Annotated in this window: 3 protein-coding genes; all 3 read left to right on the top strand. The window is 68.5% G+C overall.

Annotated elements, in window-relative coordinates; translation table 11 throughout:
* Positions 1 to 20 precede the first annotated feature (20 nt).
* The 3 genes from GD1_RS24315 to GD1_RS14550 all read left to right on the top strand — a co-directional run bounded on the left by GD1_RS24315 (position 21) and on the right by GD1_RS14550 (position 18,772).
* Positions 21 to 1,373: a tyrosine-protein kinase domain-containing protein gene (locus tag GD1_RS24315; RefSeq protein ID WP_083534211.1), complete on the top strand. Its 1,353-nt coding sequence runs from the start codon at positions 21 to 23 to the stop codon at positions 1,371 to 1,373.
* Between the two features lie 147 nt (positions 1,374 to 1,520).
* The gene (locus GD1_RS14555; protein ID WP_059037775.1) at positions 1,521 to 16,130 is read left to right on the top strand and encodes a non-ribosomal peptide synthetase; all 14,610 of its coding nucleotides are present in this window, start codon (positions 1,521 to 1,523) and stop codon (positions 16,128 to 16,130) included.
* Complete coding sequence (locus tag GD1_RS14550) at positions 16,127 to 18,772, top strand: DUF4012 domain-containing protein (protein WP_307190346.1); 2,646 nt, start codon at positions 16,127 to 16,129, stop codon at positions 18,770 to 18,772. Before GD1_RS14555 ends, GD1_RS14550 begins: the two co-directional genes overlap by 4 nt.
* Positions 18,773 to 18,817: the final 45 nt, after the last annotated feature.

Genomic DNA, 18,817 nt, shown 5'->3' with positions numbered 1-18,817 from the left:
ATTCATGAGAGGTGAGGGTGATGAGAAGTCTGGCGGCAGTTTTTGTTCGTAGATGGTGGGTAGTAGCTTTGGTGTCCCTTCTTGCGGGCGTGGGATCTTTGATTTCATCGATGCTGTCGACACCCGAGTACCGTGCGTCTGCACGGTTGTTTGTGTCGAGCTCATCTGGGGCATCGGGAAATGACCTGTACCAGGGAGGTCTCTACTCGCAGCAGGTTGTGGCGTCGTACACCCAGTTGCTGACGGGCGAAACGCTTGCACGACGTACAGTTGAAAGGCTGGGGCTTGACGAGTCGGCGGACGATCTCCGTTCGAGGGTGAGAGCAACTGCGGCTCCAGGAACGGTTCTCATTACGGTGACTGTGAGTGATGAGTCTCCGTTCCGAGCCGCGGACATTGCGAATGCGCTGTCTGATGAGTTCGTTGAGTTTGCGTCTGAACTGGTCGGCTCCGATAGCGACGTGAAGGCAGAGGTTGTCCCGACACGGGTCGTAGTAGAGCAGCATGCGACACCGCCGGCAACTGCGGCGACACCTAAGGTGGCAAGGAACCTTGCGATCGCTTTGATCCTTGGTGGGTTCGTTGGTTTTGGGCTTGCATTTGCCGTGGATCGTTTTGACCGGCGTGTACGCACGCGTGATGATGTAGAAGCACTGGAGCTTGGGCCTGTTTTGGCCAGCGTGCCAAACGACAATGGTTTGGCGGAAGGTGGGGTCGTGAGTTTTTCGGAAGGTAGCAGCGGTGCTGGCGAGGCCTTTCGGCGGCTTCGTACGAATCTGTCCTTCGTGAGTGTGGACAATGGTGCTGATGTTATTGCTGTGACTAGCTCGGTAGCTGGAGAGGGAAAGACATCGGTCACGATTAATTTGGCAGCGTCGTTAGCTGAGTCTGGTAGGTCTGTAGTAGTGGTTGATGCGGATCTGCGGAGGCCAAAGGTCGGCGAGCGGCTAGGTGCGGTGGGAACGGTGGGATTTACAGATTTCCTCCGTTCTGGTTCGTCGATTCTAGATTTCGTGACTCCGACTAAGGTGGATGGCCTTAGTGTTTTGCCTGCGGGATCTTCAGCCCCGAATCCGACGGAATTGTTGGGGTCGCAGCGCGCGTCTGATGGTATAGCTGCGCTTCGCGATTGTTTCGACTTCGTACTGATTGATACTGCGCCTGTCTTGCTCGTAAGTGATCCGACAGTGATTGGCGGTTGTGCGGATGGGGTTGTAGTGGTTGCACGTCGCGGAGTGTCGGATATGAAGAATATTGGTTCTTCGGTGTCTCAACTTTCGATGGCTGACATTCCCCTGCTTGGATTTGTCTACAATGGTGACCTGTCGACATCTGGAGCCTATGGCTATGGTGAGTCGTACTCTTCGGTGTGAGCGGAATAATTTACTAGCGATCTAGCGATCGCTTGGTGTTCCAGGTGATTGGGGAATTGTTGCTGTTGGTTCGGTATTGAGGGATCGTGTTTCATCTGGCTGAATTTATTGTGAAGTAGGGGTCATTGTGACGTCCGGAGCGCTTCATTGAATCATCGTGACATCTTTGCGGTTAATTGCACGCAATTTGCATTGCGTGCAGTTCAGCGCCTGAACCCAGACGTTCCACTGAATGTGGTTCAGTATGTCGAGCTGCGTGGTCGCATTGACGTTGGGGTGTTCGTTGAACGTACTAGTACGACGACTCGTGCGGCTAAGTTCGCGCAGGTGAGGTTCGAGGACGCTCCGGATGGCCTCATTGGGATCTATGATTCGGGTCTGGATTGTTGGCTTAAGGTAGTTGACCTGCGAAGCGTGGAGCACGGCACGTTGGTGGCGTTGCAGGCTATGCGAGAGGATTACTCGAGTCCAGTCGACCTGCGTGTAGATCGCACAGCTCGTGGCATTCTGTTCCAGCTCGCCGACGAACACTTCCTGCTCTACAACCGTGTCCACCATCTGATCACCGACGGGTACGGCGGCAAGGAGCGGATGAGCGAGGCTCTCCGCGCCTACTCGGCGGGTGTTGCCGGCGAACCGCTGCCCGAGATCGAACCGGTGGACTTGGACCTTCCGGCTCGCGCTGATGCCGAGTACCGGGCCTCGCGGCGGTACGTCACGGATCGGGCGTACTGGCGTGAGGCGATGGAGGGCGTTGGCCTTCCACGAACGTTGGCACGTCGGTTTGCCCGGCCTGAGGCGGTTGCTCGTCGTGTCGCCGAGCCGGTTCCCGACCGGACGATGTCGCTGTTGCGGCAGGTGGCCGAACAGCACTCGGCGATTCCGCCGGCCGTGATCGTGGCGGCCTGCTCGGCGTACATGGCCCGGGTGGCCAGTGGCGACGAGGTGATCTTCCAGTTCCCGGTGGCCGCACGCACCACAGCGGCGTTGCGGCGGACACCGTTGCCTGTCTCGAACGTGGTTCCCCTGCGGACCGGCGTCACCTCCGAGAAGACCGTCGCGGACGCCCTGGTGAGTGTCCGGACCGCGCTGATGGGTGCGTTGCGCCATCAGCGTTTCCGCGGTGAAGAGATCTGGGCCGACGTCGCGGCGGATGAAGAGAGCGGTCGCACCCCGCGCACCGATGCCCAGCTGCGATCGGGACCGATGCTCAATCTGATGCTGTTCGAGCGTCAGATCCAATGCGGCGAGGCCATCGCCACCTACCATGTCCTCTCGACCGGCCCCGTCGAAGACATCGCCATCAACATCTACAACCAGGCCGGCGACGGAGACCCCGACGGCCTGATGCTCTGCCTCGACGCCAACCCCAACCGGTATGACGAGGCAGAGGTCGCCGAGCATCATCGCCAGTTCATGACGATGCTCGACACCTTCGCCCACGCCGTCCTCGACGCACCCGAAACGCTGGTCGACGACCTACCACTGGTGGTCGACGAGCCGCGCGTCGTGGATTCGGAGGCTGTTGACGAGACCGCGTCGTCGGCGAGTGCCGATGAGTCGCAGCGGGCGAAGCGGTGGTTCCGGCGGCGCAAGCGCAAGAACGGGAGTGAGGGCGGCGCGCTTGGCGCGGACAGTCTCTCGCTCACCTGCGGTGTGTCCGGAACCCGGGTGGAGATGCCGGCCGCGGCCGTCGAGACGATCATCGCCTCGATGGCGGAAGCCTTCGACGCCGTCGCCGATGGAGGCACGCTCGCTCTCGACGTGGTGCCCGAGCTGGGCCGAGTCATGTCCGCGGCGTACGGCGTTCGGGTGGTCGCCGATCGGGCGGAAGCCACCCACTGGATCACCACCCCGACCCGGCTGGCGAATGCGGCGTCGGAGACCCTCCCGCACACCGTGATCACGCTGGGCGAGCGGCTCTCCCCGGCACTCGCCGCGCATGTGGCCCGCGACCATCGCCTCTACGACCTCGGCGGCCACCCCGAACTCCTCGGCGCCACCAACGCACTGCGCGTCGACGCCGGCATTCCACTCGACCGGCCGCTGCCCTGGGGAGCCACCACCACGGCGTGCACACCGGTGGTACTCGACCACCGACTCCGCCCCGTACCACCCGGAATCACCGGAGAGCTGTACGTCATCGGCGCACCGGTGGTGGGCTACGCCGACGAATCAGGGATCACCACAGGCTCATTCGTCGACTGCCCGTGGAGCCCCGCGCACCGAATGTGGCGCACCGGCGATCGCGGCCACCTCGAGGCGGGCACCGGGACCGTCGTGGTGGACCATCGGCCCGGAGAGATCGTGTTCCCGCAGGGAATCCGCGTCGACACCGCCGAACTCGCCCGCACCGCAGCACCCGCCGACGGCGTCGTCGACGTGGTGATCGTCGACCGTGGCGATGAGCTGGCCGTGGGAATCGTGGCGCAGCGAGACGCCGACCGCTCCCGGGTACGCGCTGCAGTACGCCGACGCGTGAACGGTGCACTCCCGCAAGTATTGTGGCCCCGCCACGTCGCGGTACTCGATGCGTTGCCGGTCGATGACGCCGGCACACTGGACCGACCCGCCGTCGCCGAACGGATCGCAGCAACCCCCGAACCCGCGGCGCCCTACCGCGCCCCCGCGACCGACACCGAACGACTCGTCGCCGACGCCGTGACCGACATCCTCGGCGTCACCAGCCCATCCATGGACGACGAACTGGTCAAACTCGGCGCCACCTCGCTGGCGTTCATGCAGCTGGCCGTGCAACTCGGGCCCGCGCTCGGCGTGGTGGTCAGCATGCGCGACCTGGTGGACGTCACCACCCTCGCCGAACTCGCCACCGCGATCGACGCCGCCACACCGCGTCGGACCTCCGCCGACGGACAACCCGAATACCGGCCCACCCGCACCCAACACGAGATCTGGCTGCTCAACCGCGCCGACCCGAACGCCATCGTCTACCACCTCCCACTGCACCTCACCGTGGCTGCCGGTGTGGAGGTGTCGGCCGTGCGGGCCGCACTGATCGACGTCGCCATCCGACACGAAGCACTCCGGACGATCCACCCCGACGTCGACGGCGAACCCGTAGCGCGCATCCGCGACACCGACGGACTCCGGGCGACCGCGCCGATCAGCGAAGGCATCCTCGACGTCGCCGGCACCGAACGCGCCGTCGCTGCACCCTTCGACCTCACCGTCGACCTCCCATGGCGCGCCGTGATCGACACATCCGGCGACATCGTCGAGCTGGTGCTGGTGGCCCACCACATCGCCATCGACGAGTGGTCGGTGCCGATCGTGCTCGGCGACTTCACCATCGCCCTCGACGCCCGCACCGCCGGACGCGCCCCGGAATGGGCAGACGAACCGATCGGATTCGGCGCCACCCTCGAAGCGCGCGCATCGACCGACACCGGGGCCAGCGGGCTGTATTGGATGCGTGCCCTGCGCGGTGCGCCGGAACGGCTCTCGCTGCCGGAACCGGCCCAGCGCACAGAGAACGGACTCACCTACGGTCCCGCCACCTATCTGACCCGGCACATCGACCCTGAGGTACGGCGCCGCGCCGAAGCACGCGCGCAGCAGGCGGGCACCACCCTCAACACGCTGCTCAGTATGGCCCTGGCACAGACACTGTCGGTGTTCTGCGACACCGACGACGTCGTCTTCGGGATGCCGGTCGCCGACCGGCGCTCATCGGACGAACTGCAACAGGTCGGCATGTATGTGCAGACCGTTCCGGTGCGGGTCACCGGGGTGCGGGAGATGGACGTCGACACCGCCCTGCGCCGCGTCGGGGGAGTGGTCGGCAAGGCCGTACAACGCGCCGCGACCGCGCCGAGTGGGCTACCCGATGTGGTATTCGCCTATCACGGCGTAGACGTGGCACCCCCATCCGGTGGTGCCGGTGCGGTGCGCGCATTTGAGGGACTGCGGACATACCGAGCGCGCGTTCCGCTGGAACTTGTTGTCGACGACGGGGAATCGCCGCTGGTGACGCTGGTTGTTGCCGGGGGAGCGGTGGATGTTGTTGCGGCGGAGGGGATGGTTGAGTATTTCGTTGGGCGTGTTTCCCGCGTAGCCGGCTTGGGTGCCTCGGGTGACGGAGGTTTCGACACGGTCTCGGCTAGCGCCTCGACCGGCTCAACCATCGTTGGGGGCGCCTCGACCGGCTCAACCATCGTTCGGGGCGCCTCGACCGGCTCAACCACCAAAGACTGCGCCTCGACGGGCTCAGCCATCGTTGGGGGCGCCTCGACGGGCTCAGCCATCGTGGGGGGTGGGGCGGGTCTGCTTGATGTGATCCGGTCGCATCCGGCGGGGGCGACGGCCGTCGTCGGCGATGGGGAACACCTAACATATGGAGAAATTGTCGGGCGGGCCGACGCGTTCGCGGCGCGCCTGCGAGATACCGGTGTCCGCGACGGCGACCGCGTCGCCCTGATCATGGGGCGTTCCGCCGACACCATCGTCGCGATCGTCGGCACCCTGATCGCCGGCGCCGCCTACGTACCCATCGACCCCGACCACCCGACGTCGCGGATCGAACACCTCCTCGCGGCCACGCAGCCGGCCGCGATTGTGCGCGACGGACTGCAGATCACCGACGGCCCGGGCCTCGGGACCGCCGAACCGATGCCGGGTGCGGCGTACATCATCCACACCTCCGGGTCGACCGGCGTGCCCAAGGGCGTGGTGGTCACCCTGGACAACCTTGCGGCGCTGCTCGATGCGGAACTCGGCCGACTCGGTGCGCGCGCCGACGACGTGTGGACGTGGGCGCACAATCACATCTTCGACTTCTCCGTGTGGGAGATCTTCGGCGCGTTGACCTCCGGCGGCTCCGTGCTGGTGTTGTCCAACGCGGTGCTGCGCGACCCGCGCCGCCTGGCCGCCACCCTCGACCGTCACGGCGCCACCCTGCTGTCGCAGACCCCGACGGCGTTCGCCGCACTCACCGACCCGGCCGTCGTCGGTGCTGCTGCACTGAGCACGCTCCGCATCGTCACCCTCGGTGGCGAGGCCCTCGCACCCGCCACCCTGCGGCATTGGGCCGCAACGCATCCCGACTGCCGGCTGGTCAACCTGTACGGTCCCACCGAGACCACCGTCGGTCTCACCACCGCCGAGGTCGACCTCACCGACGAACGCAGCGTCATCGGTACCCCGCTCGACCACGTCGAGTGGGCCGTGCTCGACGCCCGGCTGTGCCCGGTCCCGATGGGGGCGATCGGCGAACTGTACGTGTCGGGAGCCCACGTCTCCCACGGCTACCTCAACGCGCCCGCACTCACCGCCGCCCGCTTCGTCGCCGGACCCGACGGCACCCGCCGCTACCGCACCGGCGACCGTGTCCGCGAGATCGCCCCCGGTGTGCTCGCCTACCTCGGCCGCTCCGACGACCAGATCCAATTACGCGGGCACCGCATCGAACTCGGCGAAGTGGCTGCCGCGCTGCGCGCCGTCGACGGGGTCGGTGACGTCCGCGTCCTTCTCCAGCCCGGTGCGCGCCCCGGCGACGAGCGGCTCGTGGCGTTCGTGACCGCCGACGGATTCGCCGACCGCGCCGCACTCGACGGACTCACCGAACCGACCCTGCTCGCCGCCTGCGCCACACGGCTTCCCGCCTATGCCGTCCCCGCACGGATCGGCGTCGTCGAGGGATGGCCGGTCACCCCCACCGGCAAGGTGGACAAGATCGCGCTGCTCGCCCAGCTCACCCACATCGAGACCACCCGCACCGACACCGCACGGGCCCTCACCGACGACGAGCAGACCATCGCCGATGCGGTACGCGAGATCGTCGGCGAGATGGCCGGCGAGCTCACCCCGCACACCAATTTCTTTGCCGCGGGCGGAACCTCGCTCTCGGCGGCACGACTGGCCGCCACCCTCAACCGTGACGGACATGCCGTCGGTGTGGCCGACATCTTTGCCGACGCCACCATCGAAGGCCTCGCCCGCCTGATCGGCACCGCCCCCGAGCAGCCGCTTCCGGCCCTCGCCGAGCACCGCGTCGAGCCCGACCGGCTGCCGCTGACCCCCGAACAGCTCGACCTGTGGCTGCGGTGGCGCGCCGAACCCGACTTCACCGGCTACCTGCTGCCCATCGCCCTGCCCACCACCGCCGACACCACCACCCTCGGCGCCGCCCTGCGCGAGGTGCTGGGCCGCCACGACGCGCTGCACACCAGCTACCCCAGTCACGACGGCGTTCCCCATCAACAGCGCTGGGGCACCGAAGAACTCGACTCCTTCATCGCGACGCACTGCATCGTCACCCGGGTGCACGACGAGGCCGAGCTGGGGGCCGTGCTCGCCGAGGTCGCCACCCCGCTCGACCTGGCCACGGCCCTCCCGTGGCGCATCCGCATCGTCGAGATCACCGATGCCGGCACCGGTCCGCGCACCTGGATTCTCGGCGTCGTCCACCACATCGCCGCCGACGGCGAGACCCTGGCGCTCTTGCGCGCCGACCTGCAGGCCGCGCTCGCCGGGACACTGCCGCCCGCACCGCCGGTCGGCTACCGGCAGTACAGCCTGTGGCGTGCTGCGACCCTCGCCGCCCGCCACGACGAGCTCCTCGCACACTGGACCGCAGCCTTCGCCGAACCCGTGACGTCCCTGCGGCTCCCGGACATGAACCTGCAGGCCGTCGGGGGTGCCGCCACCACCGTGCACCGCGCCCGCCACACCCTCGACGCCGAGCTCACCGCCACCCTCGACCGCCTCGCCGTCGACCACCACACCAGCGGATTCATCGTGGTGCACACCGCCCTCGCCGCCGTCCTCGCGCGGCAGAGCGGGGCCGGGGTGATCACCGTCGGCACCGCGGTGTCCGGGCGGATCGACCCGCTGCTCGCCGAACTGCCCGGACTGTTCGCCCGCGGCGTCCCACTGCACACCCCGATCGACCTCGACGCCACCTTCGGGGCACTCCTGCGCGAGATCACCGGCATCGACGTCGGGGCCTTCGCGCACGCCGACCTGCCGCTCACCGAGATCACCGCGCTCGCCGATCCCGGCCGAGCCCGCGCCGGCACCCCGCTGTTCGAGGTGTCCCTCGGCGCGGTACCCGACGACCTGTTCGCGAACGACGCAGGCCCCGGCGGACTCTCGGCCGATAGCCTCGCCGCCCTCGCCGTCCCGCTCTACGGAGTGGACGTGTCGGTGCACCGCAGCGGCGGTGCCCTGCACCTCACCATGACCTGCCGCGACACCGTCGCCACCGCCGCCCGCCTGGACGCACTGTGCGCGGCGGTGGTGGAACTGCTGTCTCGCGGTGTGGCACAGCCGGATCGGGTGGTCGGTGAGCTGCTGACCGGGACAGAGAGCGTTGTCCCCGAGGCGGCGGCGCCGGACATGCTTGCCGCACTGCTGGAGAGCGGACTACGGACGGCTCCCGATGCCCTCGCCGTGGTGGACACGCGTCACCCGGTGCCCGGATACGGTCCGCACCTGACCAATGCCGAGCTGGATGCGGCGTCGGCGGGGCTGGCACGCCTGCTGATCGCCCGCGGTATCGGCTCCGGTGATGTGGTGGTGCAACACCTTCCGCGCTCGGCGGTCGCCGTGGTCACCACCCTGGCGGTGGCGCGTGCCGGGGCGGCCTTCGTCAACGTCGACCCGGCCGACCCCGACGAGCGGCGCCGGGTGATCATCACCCGTGCCCGCCCGGCCGCCGTGCTGGCGCTCGATGCAGCTGCGGTGCCCGGCGAAGCGCCGGTGATCGTGGTGGACGAGACGGTGTGGGCGTCATCGGAGATGCCGTTCGACGCGCGCGAACGTGTGCGACCGCTGACGGCCGACGACCTGGCCTATCTCACCTTCACCTCGGGAACCACCGGAACCCCGAAGGGGGTGCAGGTCACCCAGCGGGGGCTCGCCGGATTCGCGCGGAGCACCGTCGAACGCCTCGGCCTGCAGGCCGACGATCGTGTACTGCACACCTACGCACCAGGATTCGATGCGCAACTGATGGGGCTGCTGCCTGTCCGGGTGGCCGGCGCGACCATCGTCGTCTGCCCGCCCGAGGTGATCGCCGGTGACGACCTGACCCACCTGATCACCGACACCGCCGTGAGCATGCTGTTCACCACCCCGTCGGTGCTCGCCACCCTCGACCCGGCCGACATCCCCGGGGTTCGCCACGTCGCCGTCGGCGGTGAACCACTTGGTGCGGGCCTGGTGCGCGACTGGACGCAGGGCCGCTCGATCACCAACGAGTACGGACCCACCGAGACCACCGTGGCCGTCACCTCCATCCGCTTCGACACCGCCGAAACCGGGGCCGACGGCATCGGGATCGGGATCGGGGGCATCGGGATCGGGGCGGCACTGCCCGGCATCGGACTCCACGTACTCGACGAGGCGCTGCGCCCGCTGGGCGATCACACCATCGGCGAACTGTACGTCTCCGGGCCGGCCGTGGCACGCGGCTACCTCGACGACCCGGCGCGCACCGCAACCACATTCGTCGCCGGACCCGACGGCCGACGCCGATACCGCACCGGCGATCTCGTCCACCGACGCACCGACGGCACCCTGGTGATCCACGGCCGCAGCGACGACCAGGTCAAGGTCCGCGGAATCCGGCTGGAACCGGCCGAGATCGACGCCGCGGTGTCGGCGCAGGACGGGGTGGCCACCTCGGTCACCGCGGTCCGCGCCAACGGCGGCGGCGAGAAAGTCCTCGTCAGCTGGCTGGTGCCCGAGCCCGGCCACGCCGTCGACCTCACCGCGGTACGGACCGGCCTTGCGCAAGTACTGCCGCGCAGCATCATTCCCACCTACCTCGTGGTGGTGGACGAACTGCCCGTCGGCCGCAACGGCAAGGTGGACATGACCCGGCTGCCCGAGCCGGTGGCCGACGGCGTGGCGTCGGAACTCGTCGGCGCCACACAAGAACTCGTGGCCGCGGTGTGGGCCGAGGTACTCGACGTGGAACCCGCCGGGATCGGCGCCGGCACGGACTTCTTCGGGATCGGCGGGACATCGTTGTCGGCGACGCAGGTGGCCTCGCGGCTGTCGGCGGCGACCGGCATCGACGTCGGGGTGCGAGTGCTGTTCGAGGCACGCACCGTCGCCGGGGTGGCCGCGCGACTCGCGGTGTCCGACGGCGCCGACGACGAAGCGGCCTCCGACGGAGTCGATCTGATCGTGCACCGCGAGATCGACGGGCCGGTACTCCTGGCATATCCGCAGCAGCGCATGTGGATTCACCATCGCTACGATCCCGATTCGACGGCCTACCATGTGCCGCTGGTGCTTCGGCTCGGTGACGCGGTGGATGCCGAGCGGCTCACCACCGCGGTGGATGCGCTCGTCGCCCGGCATGCCGTGCTGCGCACCGTCTACCCGGACGTGTCCGGGGAACCGATGCAGCGGGTGCTCGCCGCCGGACCGCAGATGGCGGTGCGGGAAGTGGCCACGGCCGACGTCGACGACGCGATCGAGGAGTTCCTGGCGGCACCGTTCGACCTGGCCGTCGAACCCGGATTCCGGGTGGCGCTGTTCGTGGTTCGGGACGGCGACGGGGAGACCGATCGGGTGCTCGCGGCGTCGTTGCATCACATCGCCGTCGACGGCTGGTCCATGCGTCTGCTGTTCGAGGATCTGCTGCGTGGCTACGCCACGGGTTCCATCGAGGCGACAACCGCGTTGACGTATGCCGACTTCACGCTGTGGCAGGCGCAGCGGCTCGGGGACCCCGCCGATCCGGACAGCCGGTATGCGCGGGAGATCGCCTACTGGCGTGCGGTACTCGACGGTGTCGGGGAGCCGGTGCGGTTGCCGGGGCTGCTCGAGATGTCGGGGCGTGCGGCCGGGCGGGCCGGACGGATCGTCGAACATCTGGATGCCGACGTCGCATCGAAGCTCTCCGAACGTGCGGATGAGCTGTCGGCGAGCATGTTTCACGTGGCACATGCCGCTCTGGTGTCGGTGATCGGTGGATGGACCGGCCGACGGGATGTTGTTGTCGGCGTGCCGGTGCACGGGCGCAGCGCTCCCGAATGGGAATCGGTGGCCGGCATGTTCGTGAACACCGTCGCGATCCGGACCGTCGTCGCCGACGATGCGCCGTTCGACGACGTCGTCGGCGTGGTGCGCGAAGCGGCGCTCGGTGCCGCCGCCCACGCGGAGGTGCCGTACGAGGCCGTCGCGCGCGCCGTCCGCCCCGATGCCGCCGGTGGCGACCCGCTGATCTCGGTACTTCTCGTCAACCAGGACGTGGTGCCCGAGGTGTCGGCGGGTGTCGGGGAGCTGGTGTCGGTGGTGGATTCGGCTGTCGACGTCGTCGATGCGAAATACGACATCGAGGTCGTGTTGTCGGCGTCGGGTGGATCCCCGGCGGGGCTCGACGTTCGAGTCGTGCACTCGGGTCGCGTGCCTGCCGTGGTGGCGTCGCGGTTCCTGCGCGTATTTGTGGAGGTCTTGGCGCGTGTTGCCTCGGGGGATGTCGGGGTGAGGCGTGCTTTTGGTGCTTTTGGTGCGTTGGGTGCGTTGGGTGCCTCGGGTGGCGGAGGTTTCGACACGGCCTCGGCTAGCGCCTCGACCGGCTCAACCATCAATGACTGCGCCTCGGATGGCTCAAGTAGCAATGACAGTGCGTTGGGTGCCTCGGGTGACGGAGGTTTCGACACGGTCTCGGCTGGCGCCTCGACCGGCTCAACCATCAAGAACTACGCCTCGGGTGGCAATGACAGTGCCTCGGGTGGCTCAACCAGCAATGACTGCGCCTCGGGTGGCAATGGCGATGAGCTGGTTGCCGCGATCATGGCCGAGGTGCTCGGCGTCGATGCCGTCGGTGCCGATGACGACTTCTTCTCGATCGGCGGGTCGTCGCTGTCGGCGACGCGGGTGACCTCGACGCTCGGCCGCGAACTCGGTGTCCGCGTCCCGACCCGCCTGCTGTTCGAGAATCCCAGCCCGGCGCTGCTCGCGGTGGCGGTCGACGGCCTGGCGGCCGAACCGGAGATCTCCACCCCGGTGGTGGCGGCCGGTGTCGACCTTCCGCTCGCGCCGACACAGCGTCGGATGTGGGTCACCGCGCAGATGCTCGGGCCGCTGTCGATCTATGCCGTGCCCGTGGTGGTTCCGGTGCCCGACGGCGTCGACGACCAGCGTGTGGCCGCGGCGATCGCGCACGTCGTCGACCGTCATCCCGCGCTGCGCACCCACTACCCGTCGAGTGCCGACGGGCCGCGGCAGCGCGTCATACCCGGCTGGCTCCCCGAGCTGCGGCGGGTGGCGATCGCGCACTTCGGGGCGGGGACCACCGACCCGGAGGCGTTGCTGTCGGTGTTCGGCCGGCCCTTCGACCTCGAGGCGCAACCGCCGGTACGGGCCTGGATTCTGGTCGATGGCACCTCCTCGGCGGTGGTGATCGTGGCCCACCACATCGCCTTCGACGGAGAATCGGCGGCGGTGGTGGCCACCGAGCTGGGCATCCTGCTCAACGGTGGCGACCTGGGCCCGGCACCGCTGGGATTCGATGCGGTGTCGGCACGGATGATCGACGAGCAGGCGCGCACCCACACCGCCGACCTCGCGTTCTGGCGGCAGACCCTCGACGGCTACAGCGGCCGGCTCGACCTGGTGCCGCACCGTCCGGCGGCCCGCGACCTGCTCACCGCAAGCGTGGACATAGCGCTCGGCGGGGATCGCTCACAACGGATCGGGGAGACCGCACAAATCCTGCGCGCCACCGACTTCCACGTGCTGCACGCCGCGCTCGCGCTGGCACTCGGTGCGCAGGCCGGTGTCGACGACGTGGCGGTGGCCACCCCGGCGTCGATGCGCCGCGACACCGATGCCGCCGACGTCGTCGGCATGCTGGTCTCCACCGTGGTGTTGCGCACCCGGATTCCCGGTCGCGTCAGCATCGGCGACTGGGTGACCGCGGTGCGCGACGCCGACCTGGCCGCCTTCGACCACGCGCTCACCGCCTTCGACGACGTCGTGGCGGCGGTGGACCCGGTCCGCGAACCCGGACGGCACCCGCTGGTACAGGTGGCGTTCTCCAGCATCACCGCAGGACCGGACACCGTGGCGCCCGGCGCCTTCGACGACGTGATCGCCGCCCGCAGCGAGTTCGACCTGCACGTGATCGCCGTCGACGACCGCGGACGCCGACGCCTTCGCCTGGAGTACGCACGAGACCTGTTCGACGAGAACATGATCGATGCCTTCGGTGCGCGGATACTGGCCGCCGTCGACGCCGTGGTGGGCGACACCGGGCGCACCCTGGCGAGCCTGGATCTGCTCGGCGACGACGAACGGGCCACCGTACGCGCCCACGCCACCGCCACCGATGCCGATCGGCCGCTGTTGCTCGCCGATCTGCTCGCCGATGCCGTGGCGCGGTATCCGCGCCGGGTCGCCGTCGACGACGGAGAACGGGTACTGACCTATCGGGGCCTCGACGACTGGGTGTCGGTGACTGCGCGAGCGCTGCGCGACAAGGGATTCGGTGCCGGTGATGCGGTGGCCGTCGGGGTGGCGCGCTCGATCGAATCGGTGGTGGCGATCTGGGCGATCAGCCGCATCGGTGCGGTGTGTGTCCCACTGGATGTGAGCTATCCGGCGTCGCGGCTCGCCCAGATCGTGTCGGCGTCGGGTGCCCGGGTGATCCACGCCGACGACATCCCCCGACGACCCGTCGACCGGGTTGTGCCGGAACCGATCACGCGGGTGTCGCCGGATGCGTTGGCCTACATCATCACGACGTCGGGGACCACCGGCGCACCGAATCCGGTGGGCGTCAGCCATCGGGGCGTGCACCGCGTCGCCGGGCTCGGGGACGTGCGCGACCGCGATCGCGTGGGCATGACGATCAGCCCCGGATTCGACGCGACCTTCCACGACATGCTGCTGCCGCTGGCGACGGGGGCGACGCTGGCCGTGGTGCCCGCACAGATCATCGGCGGCCCGGAGCTGACCGCGTGGCTACGGGATCAGCGGGTCAGTGTCTTCACCGCCACGCCGTCGGTGATCCGCACGCTCGATCCGGCGGCCATCACCTCGTTGCGTCTGGTGTACATAGGCGGTGAGGCGCTGACCACCGACCTCGCCGATCTGTGGTCGCCGTATGCGCAGGTGATCGACATCTACGGGCCCACCGAGACCACCGTGACCGTATCCACCGGGCACTACCGCCCGGGTGATCCGGTGCGGATCGGACGGCCGGTGCCCGGCGTCGGGTGCATCGTGCTCGACCCGTGGCTGCGCCCCGTACCGCCCGGCGTGGTGGGTGAACTGTATGTCTCGGGAAGCGGCGTCGCCCGTGGCTACCTCGGTGACCCGGCACTCACCGCAACACATTTCGTCGCCGGACCCGATGGACGTCGGATGTACCGGACGGGCGACTTCGTGCGGTGGGAGAGCGTCGCCGGTGCCCGGTCGACGGAAACGAGTGCCCGGTCGACGGGATCTGGCGCCCGGTCAACGGAAACGAGCGCCCGCTCGATGGAAACGGGTGCCCGGTCAACGGGGGGCGGGGAGCCGGCGATGGAGCTGGTGTACGTCGGGCGCGCGGATCGGCAGATCAAGATCCGTGGGCAGCGCGTCGAACCGGCCGAGATCGATGCCGTGCTGACCGGTGCCGGGGCAACCGGATCGGCCACCGTGCTGCGGGACGGCCCGGCCGGACCCGCCCTGGTGTCGTATGTGACTGCGCCGACCGTGTCGACCGTGGCACTACGGGCCGCATGCCGTGCCGGCCTGCCGCGGCACATGGTGCCCGCGCAGATCGTCGTGGTGGACGAGCTACCCCGTACCGGCGCAGGCAAACTCGACGAACGCGCGCTGCCCGAACCTCAATGGGCGCAGTCCCGTCGCGCCCCCGCACCGGGTCCCGAGTCCGAGCTGGTGGCGTCGTTCGAGGCCGTCCTGGAGGTGCCGGTGGGCGTCGACGACGACTTCTTCGCCGCCGGCGGCAACTCCCTGGCCATGCTGCTGCTGCGTGACGAGATCACCCGGCGGACGGGCGTGCAACTGTCGGCGACCGATCTGTTCGCCCACCCGACACCTGCTGAACTCGCCGCACTGATCGTCGACCCCACCCGGATGAGCAACGACCGCGTCGTCGAGCTGTCCGGTCCGACAACCGAATCCGACGATGTGCCGATCGTGTGGTGTGTGCACACCGCGGCCGGGATCGTCGAACCGTTCCGGCCGCTCGCCGACGCGATGGAACATACGCGGGTGCTGGGGCTGCAACTGCCCGAACTGGTCGACCCGGCGCTCGAGCTCCCGGCCACCCTGCCCGAACTCGCCGCACGGCATGTCGCGGCACTACGGTCGGCGCAACCGAGCGGACCGTACCGATTGGTGGGCTGGTCGCTCGGCGGACTCATCGCCCACGAGGTGGCCCGACAGCTCGTCGCCGCCGGCGAGCAGGTCACCCACCTCGCGCTGCTCGACGCGCGCACCCCCGCCGAACTGCAGAGCGCTCCCGACGACGAGCTGCACGGGGAATCGCCGCTGCGGCAGGCGGCATTGCAGCGTGACCCCGACGCGGTGCGGCGCTTCGACGAACGATCCGAGGCGCTGGCCGCCGCCGCCCGAGGCTACGCGCTGGTAACCGCGGGAGTGGGTAAGGTTCTGTATCTCGCGGCCGCGGAGAATCCCGACCCGGACGCGTGGGCACGGGAGGTCGGCGACGGGGTCGAGGTGGTCCGTGTGGACGCCCGCCACGCCGAGCTGGGTGACCCAGGGGTACTGAAAACACTTGCGCGACTACTCGAGGAGGAGCAGCTGTGAGCGCACCGGAGGACCGTCCGACGTCGATCCTGTTCGTGTGCACCGGCAACATCTGCCGGTCACCGATCGGTGAGCGGGTGCTGCGCGACCTCGCCGCCTGGAGTGGCGCGCAGGTGACGGTCACCAGCGCCGGTGTGGGTGCGGCCAACGGGCAGCCGATGCACCCGTCGTCGGTGGAGGTACTCACCGAACACGGCTATGACGCAGCGGGATTCGAGTCGCGGTACCTGCGTCCGCAGATCCTCGAAGAATCCGACCTGGTGCTCACCATGACCCGCGAACACCGTGCCGCCTGCCAGCGTGCACTCCCGGCCAGGTGGCGCCGGATGTTCACCCTCGCCGAGTTCGTCAAACTGCTCGGCGATGCGCCCGCCGACGCGGAGGGACTCTCGGAGCTGGTCGCCGACCGCGGCCGAGTCGACACCAACGCCGACGACCTCGACATCGCCGACCCGATGGGCAAACCCACAGCCGAGTTCGAACGCTGCTTTGCCGAGATCGAACCGCTTGTCGGGTCGGTTGCCGCGTGGTTGGGCGGAGATGGGGAAGTGCTCGGGCGGGTGGGGGCGTTGGGTGCCTCGGGTGACGGAGGTTTCGACACGGCCTCGGCTAGCGCCTCGACCGGCTCAACCATCAATGACAGCGTCTCGGGTGGGGCGACCGGCAACAGCAGCGCCTCGGGTGGGGCAACCACCAACAGCGGCGCCTCGGGTGGGGCGACCGGCAATGACAGTGCCTCGGGTGGGGCGACCACCAACAGCGGCGCCTCGGGTGGGGCGACCGGCAATGACAGCGCCTCGGGTGGGGCGACCGGCAATGACAGCGCCTCGGGTGAGGCGACCGGCAACAGCAGTGCCTCGGGCGGGGAAGACACCAAGGATGGCGCCTCGGGTGGGAGTCACCGTCGTCGCAGGATGCTGATCGGTAGCGGCATCGTGGTGGCGCTGATCGTCGTCGTGGTGGGCTGGCTGGCGTACTCGGCGTTCGGGATCAAGTCCGATCTCGAGGATGCGCGGGTCGACGCCAATGCCGCACGCAAGGCGGTGCTCAGCGGTGATCAGGATGCGGCGACGAGTCGTGCGCAGGCGGCGGCGTCGTCGGCGAAGAGTGCCTCCGATCGGGCGCACGGTGTGGTGTGGGCGGCGGCGGCGTCGGTGCCGTTGCTCGGCTCTCCGCTGAAGTCGGTGCAGGAGATGAGCGACACCGTTGCCGACTTCGCCACCGAGGTGCTGGTGCCCACCGCGGATCTCGGTGCGGCCCTGGACCCGTCGGAGCTGCGTCGGGGTGACACCATCGGCACCGCTCCGCTCGCCGCCGCCCAGCCGCAGCTGGCGAAGCTGGCCGCCGCATCCGACGTCTACGTCACCCGGGTGGAGGGGATCGATCCGAGCTGGCTGGGGCAGGTCGCCGACGCCCGCGACGAACTGTACGGCCTGGTCCACGACGCATCCGGCACCCTGAACGGGTCCAATGTTGCGGCGCAACTGCTTCCGGCGATGACCGGTGCGGACGGACCACGCAACTACTTCGTCGCATTGCAGACGCCGTCGGAGTCGCGCGGTACCGGTGGTCTGGTCGGTGGTTTCGCCATCCTCAATGCCACCAAGGGGCGGCTGACGGCCCCGGAACTCGGCGCCAACAACGACTTCCGGTATCCCACCACCCCGCAGACCGATCTGGGCTCCGACTTCAACAGTCTGTATGCCACGTTCCACCCGTACACGGACTTCCGGAACGCCAACATGTCGCCGAGTTTCCCTGATGCGGCACAGATCTGGATCGCGAACTGGCATGAGGTGACCGGCGAGCAGCTCGACGGTGCGATCGCGCTCGACCCCATCGCGCTCAGCTATGTGCTGAAGGTGACCGGCCCGCTGACCCTGCCGGGCGGGGAGAAGATCACCGCCGACAACGTCGTACCGATCACGCTGTCGACGTCGTATGAGCGGTTCGCCGACAACAACCAGGCCCGCAAGGACTACCTGCAGTCGATCTCCAAGGCCGCGGTGAAGCAGCTGTCGACGTTCAAGGGCGACACGTCGGCACTGCTGGAAGCGCTCGGGCGCGGGGTACACGAACGACGGATCATGGTGTACAGCACCGATCCCGACGAAGAGAAGATCCTGCAGACCACCAACCTCGGCCACGAGATCGGCGACGTCGACGCACCGTATGCGTCGGTGACGATCCAGAATGCCGGCGGCAACAAGCTCGACTACTACCTGCGGCGCAAGCTCGAGTACGTGGCGGCCGGATGCAGCAGCGACAAGCGGGATTCGGTGATCACCATGCAGCTCACCAACACCCTCGACGACCTGTCACTGCCCGACTACGTGATCGCCCCCAACGGCACCGCCTTCCCGATCGACAAGGGCACCGCGCTGAGCAACGTGGAGTTCCTGCTCAGCAAGGGCGCCACCGTCAAGGGCGTGTTCGTCGACGACCAGGAGGTGCTCTACCAGGACGGCACCCTCGGCGGGCATCCCTATGTGGGTGCGATGGTGCAGGTGCCGCCCGGCAAGACGGTCACGGTGAAGGTCTTCGCCACCGAACCCACCTGGCCCGGTGAGGCCGTCGTGCCGGTGCAGCCGCTGGTGGACAACCCGGAGGTCACCGTCCGCGTCCCGGAATGCGGGTCATAGGTTTCGCCAGAAGGTGGCGGTCGAACGCGGGGCGTGTGGATCATC

It is taken from the genome of Gordonia desulfuricans NBRC 100010 (assembly GCF_001485495.1).
Classification (GTDB): domain Bacteria; phylum Actinomycetota; class Actinomycetes; order Mycobacteriales; family Mycobacteriaceae; genus Gordonia; species Gordonia desulfuricans.
Note: the sequence above shows the minus strand (reverse complement) of the source record. Positions and strands in the feature narration are given on the sequence as shown.

What these genes read in the sequence shown, in the direction of transcription:
- GD1_RS24315 (WP_083534211.1), top strand. Translation starts at nt 21, where the DNA reads ATGAGAAGTCTGGCGGCAGTTTTTGTTCGTAGATGGTGGGTAGTAGCT.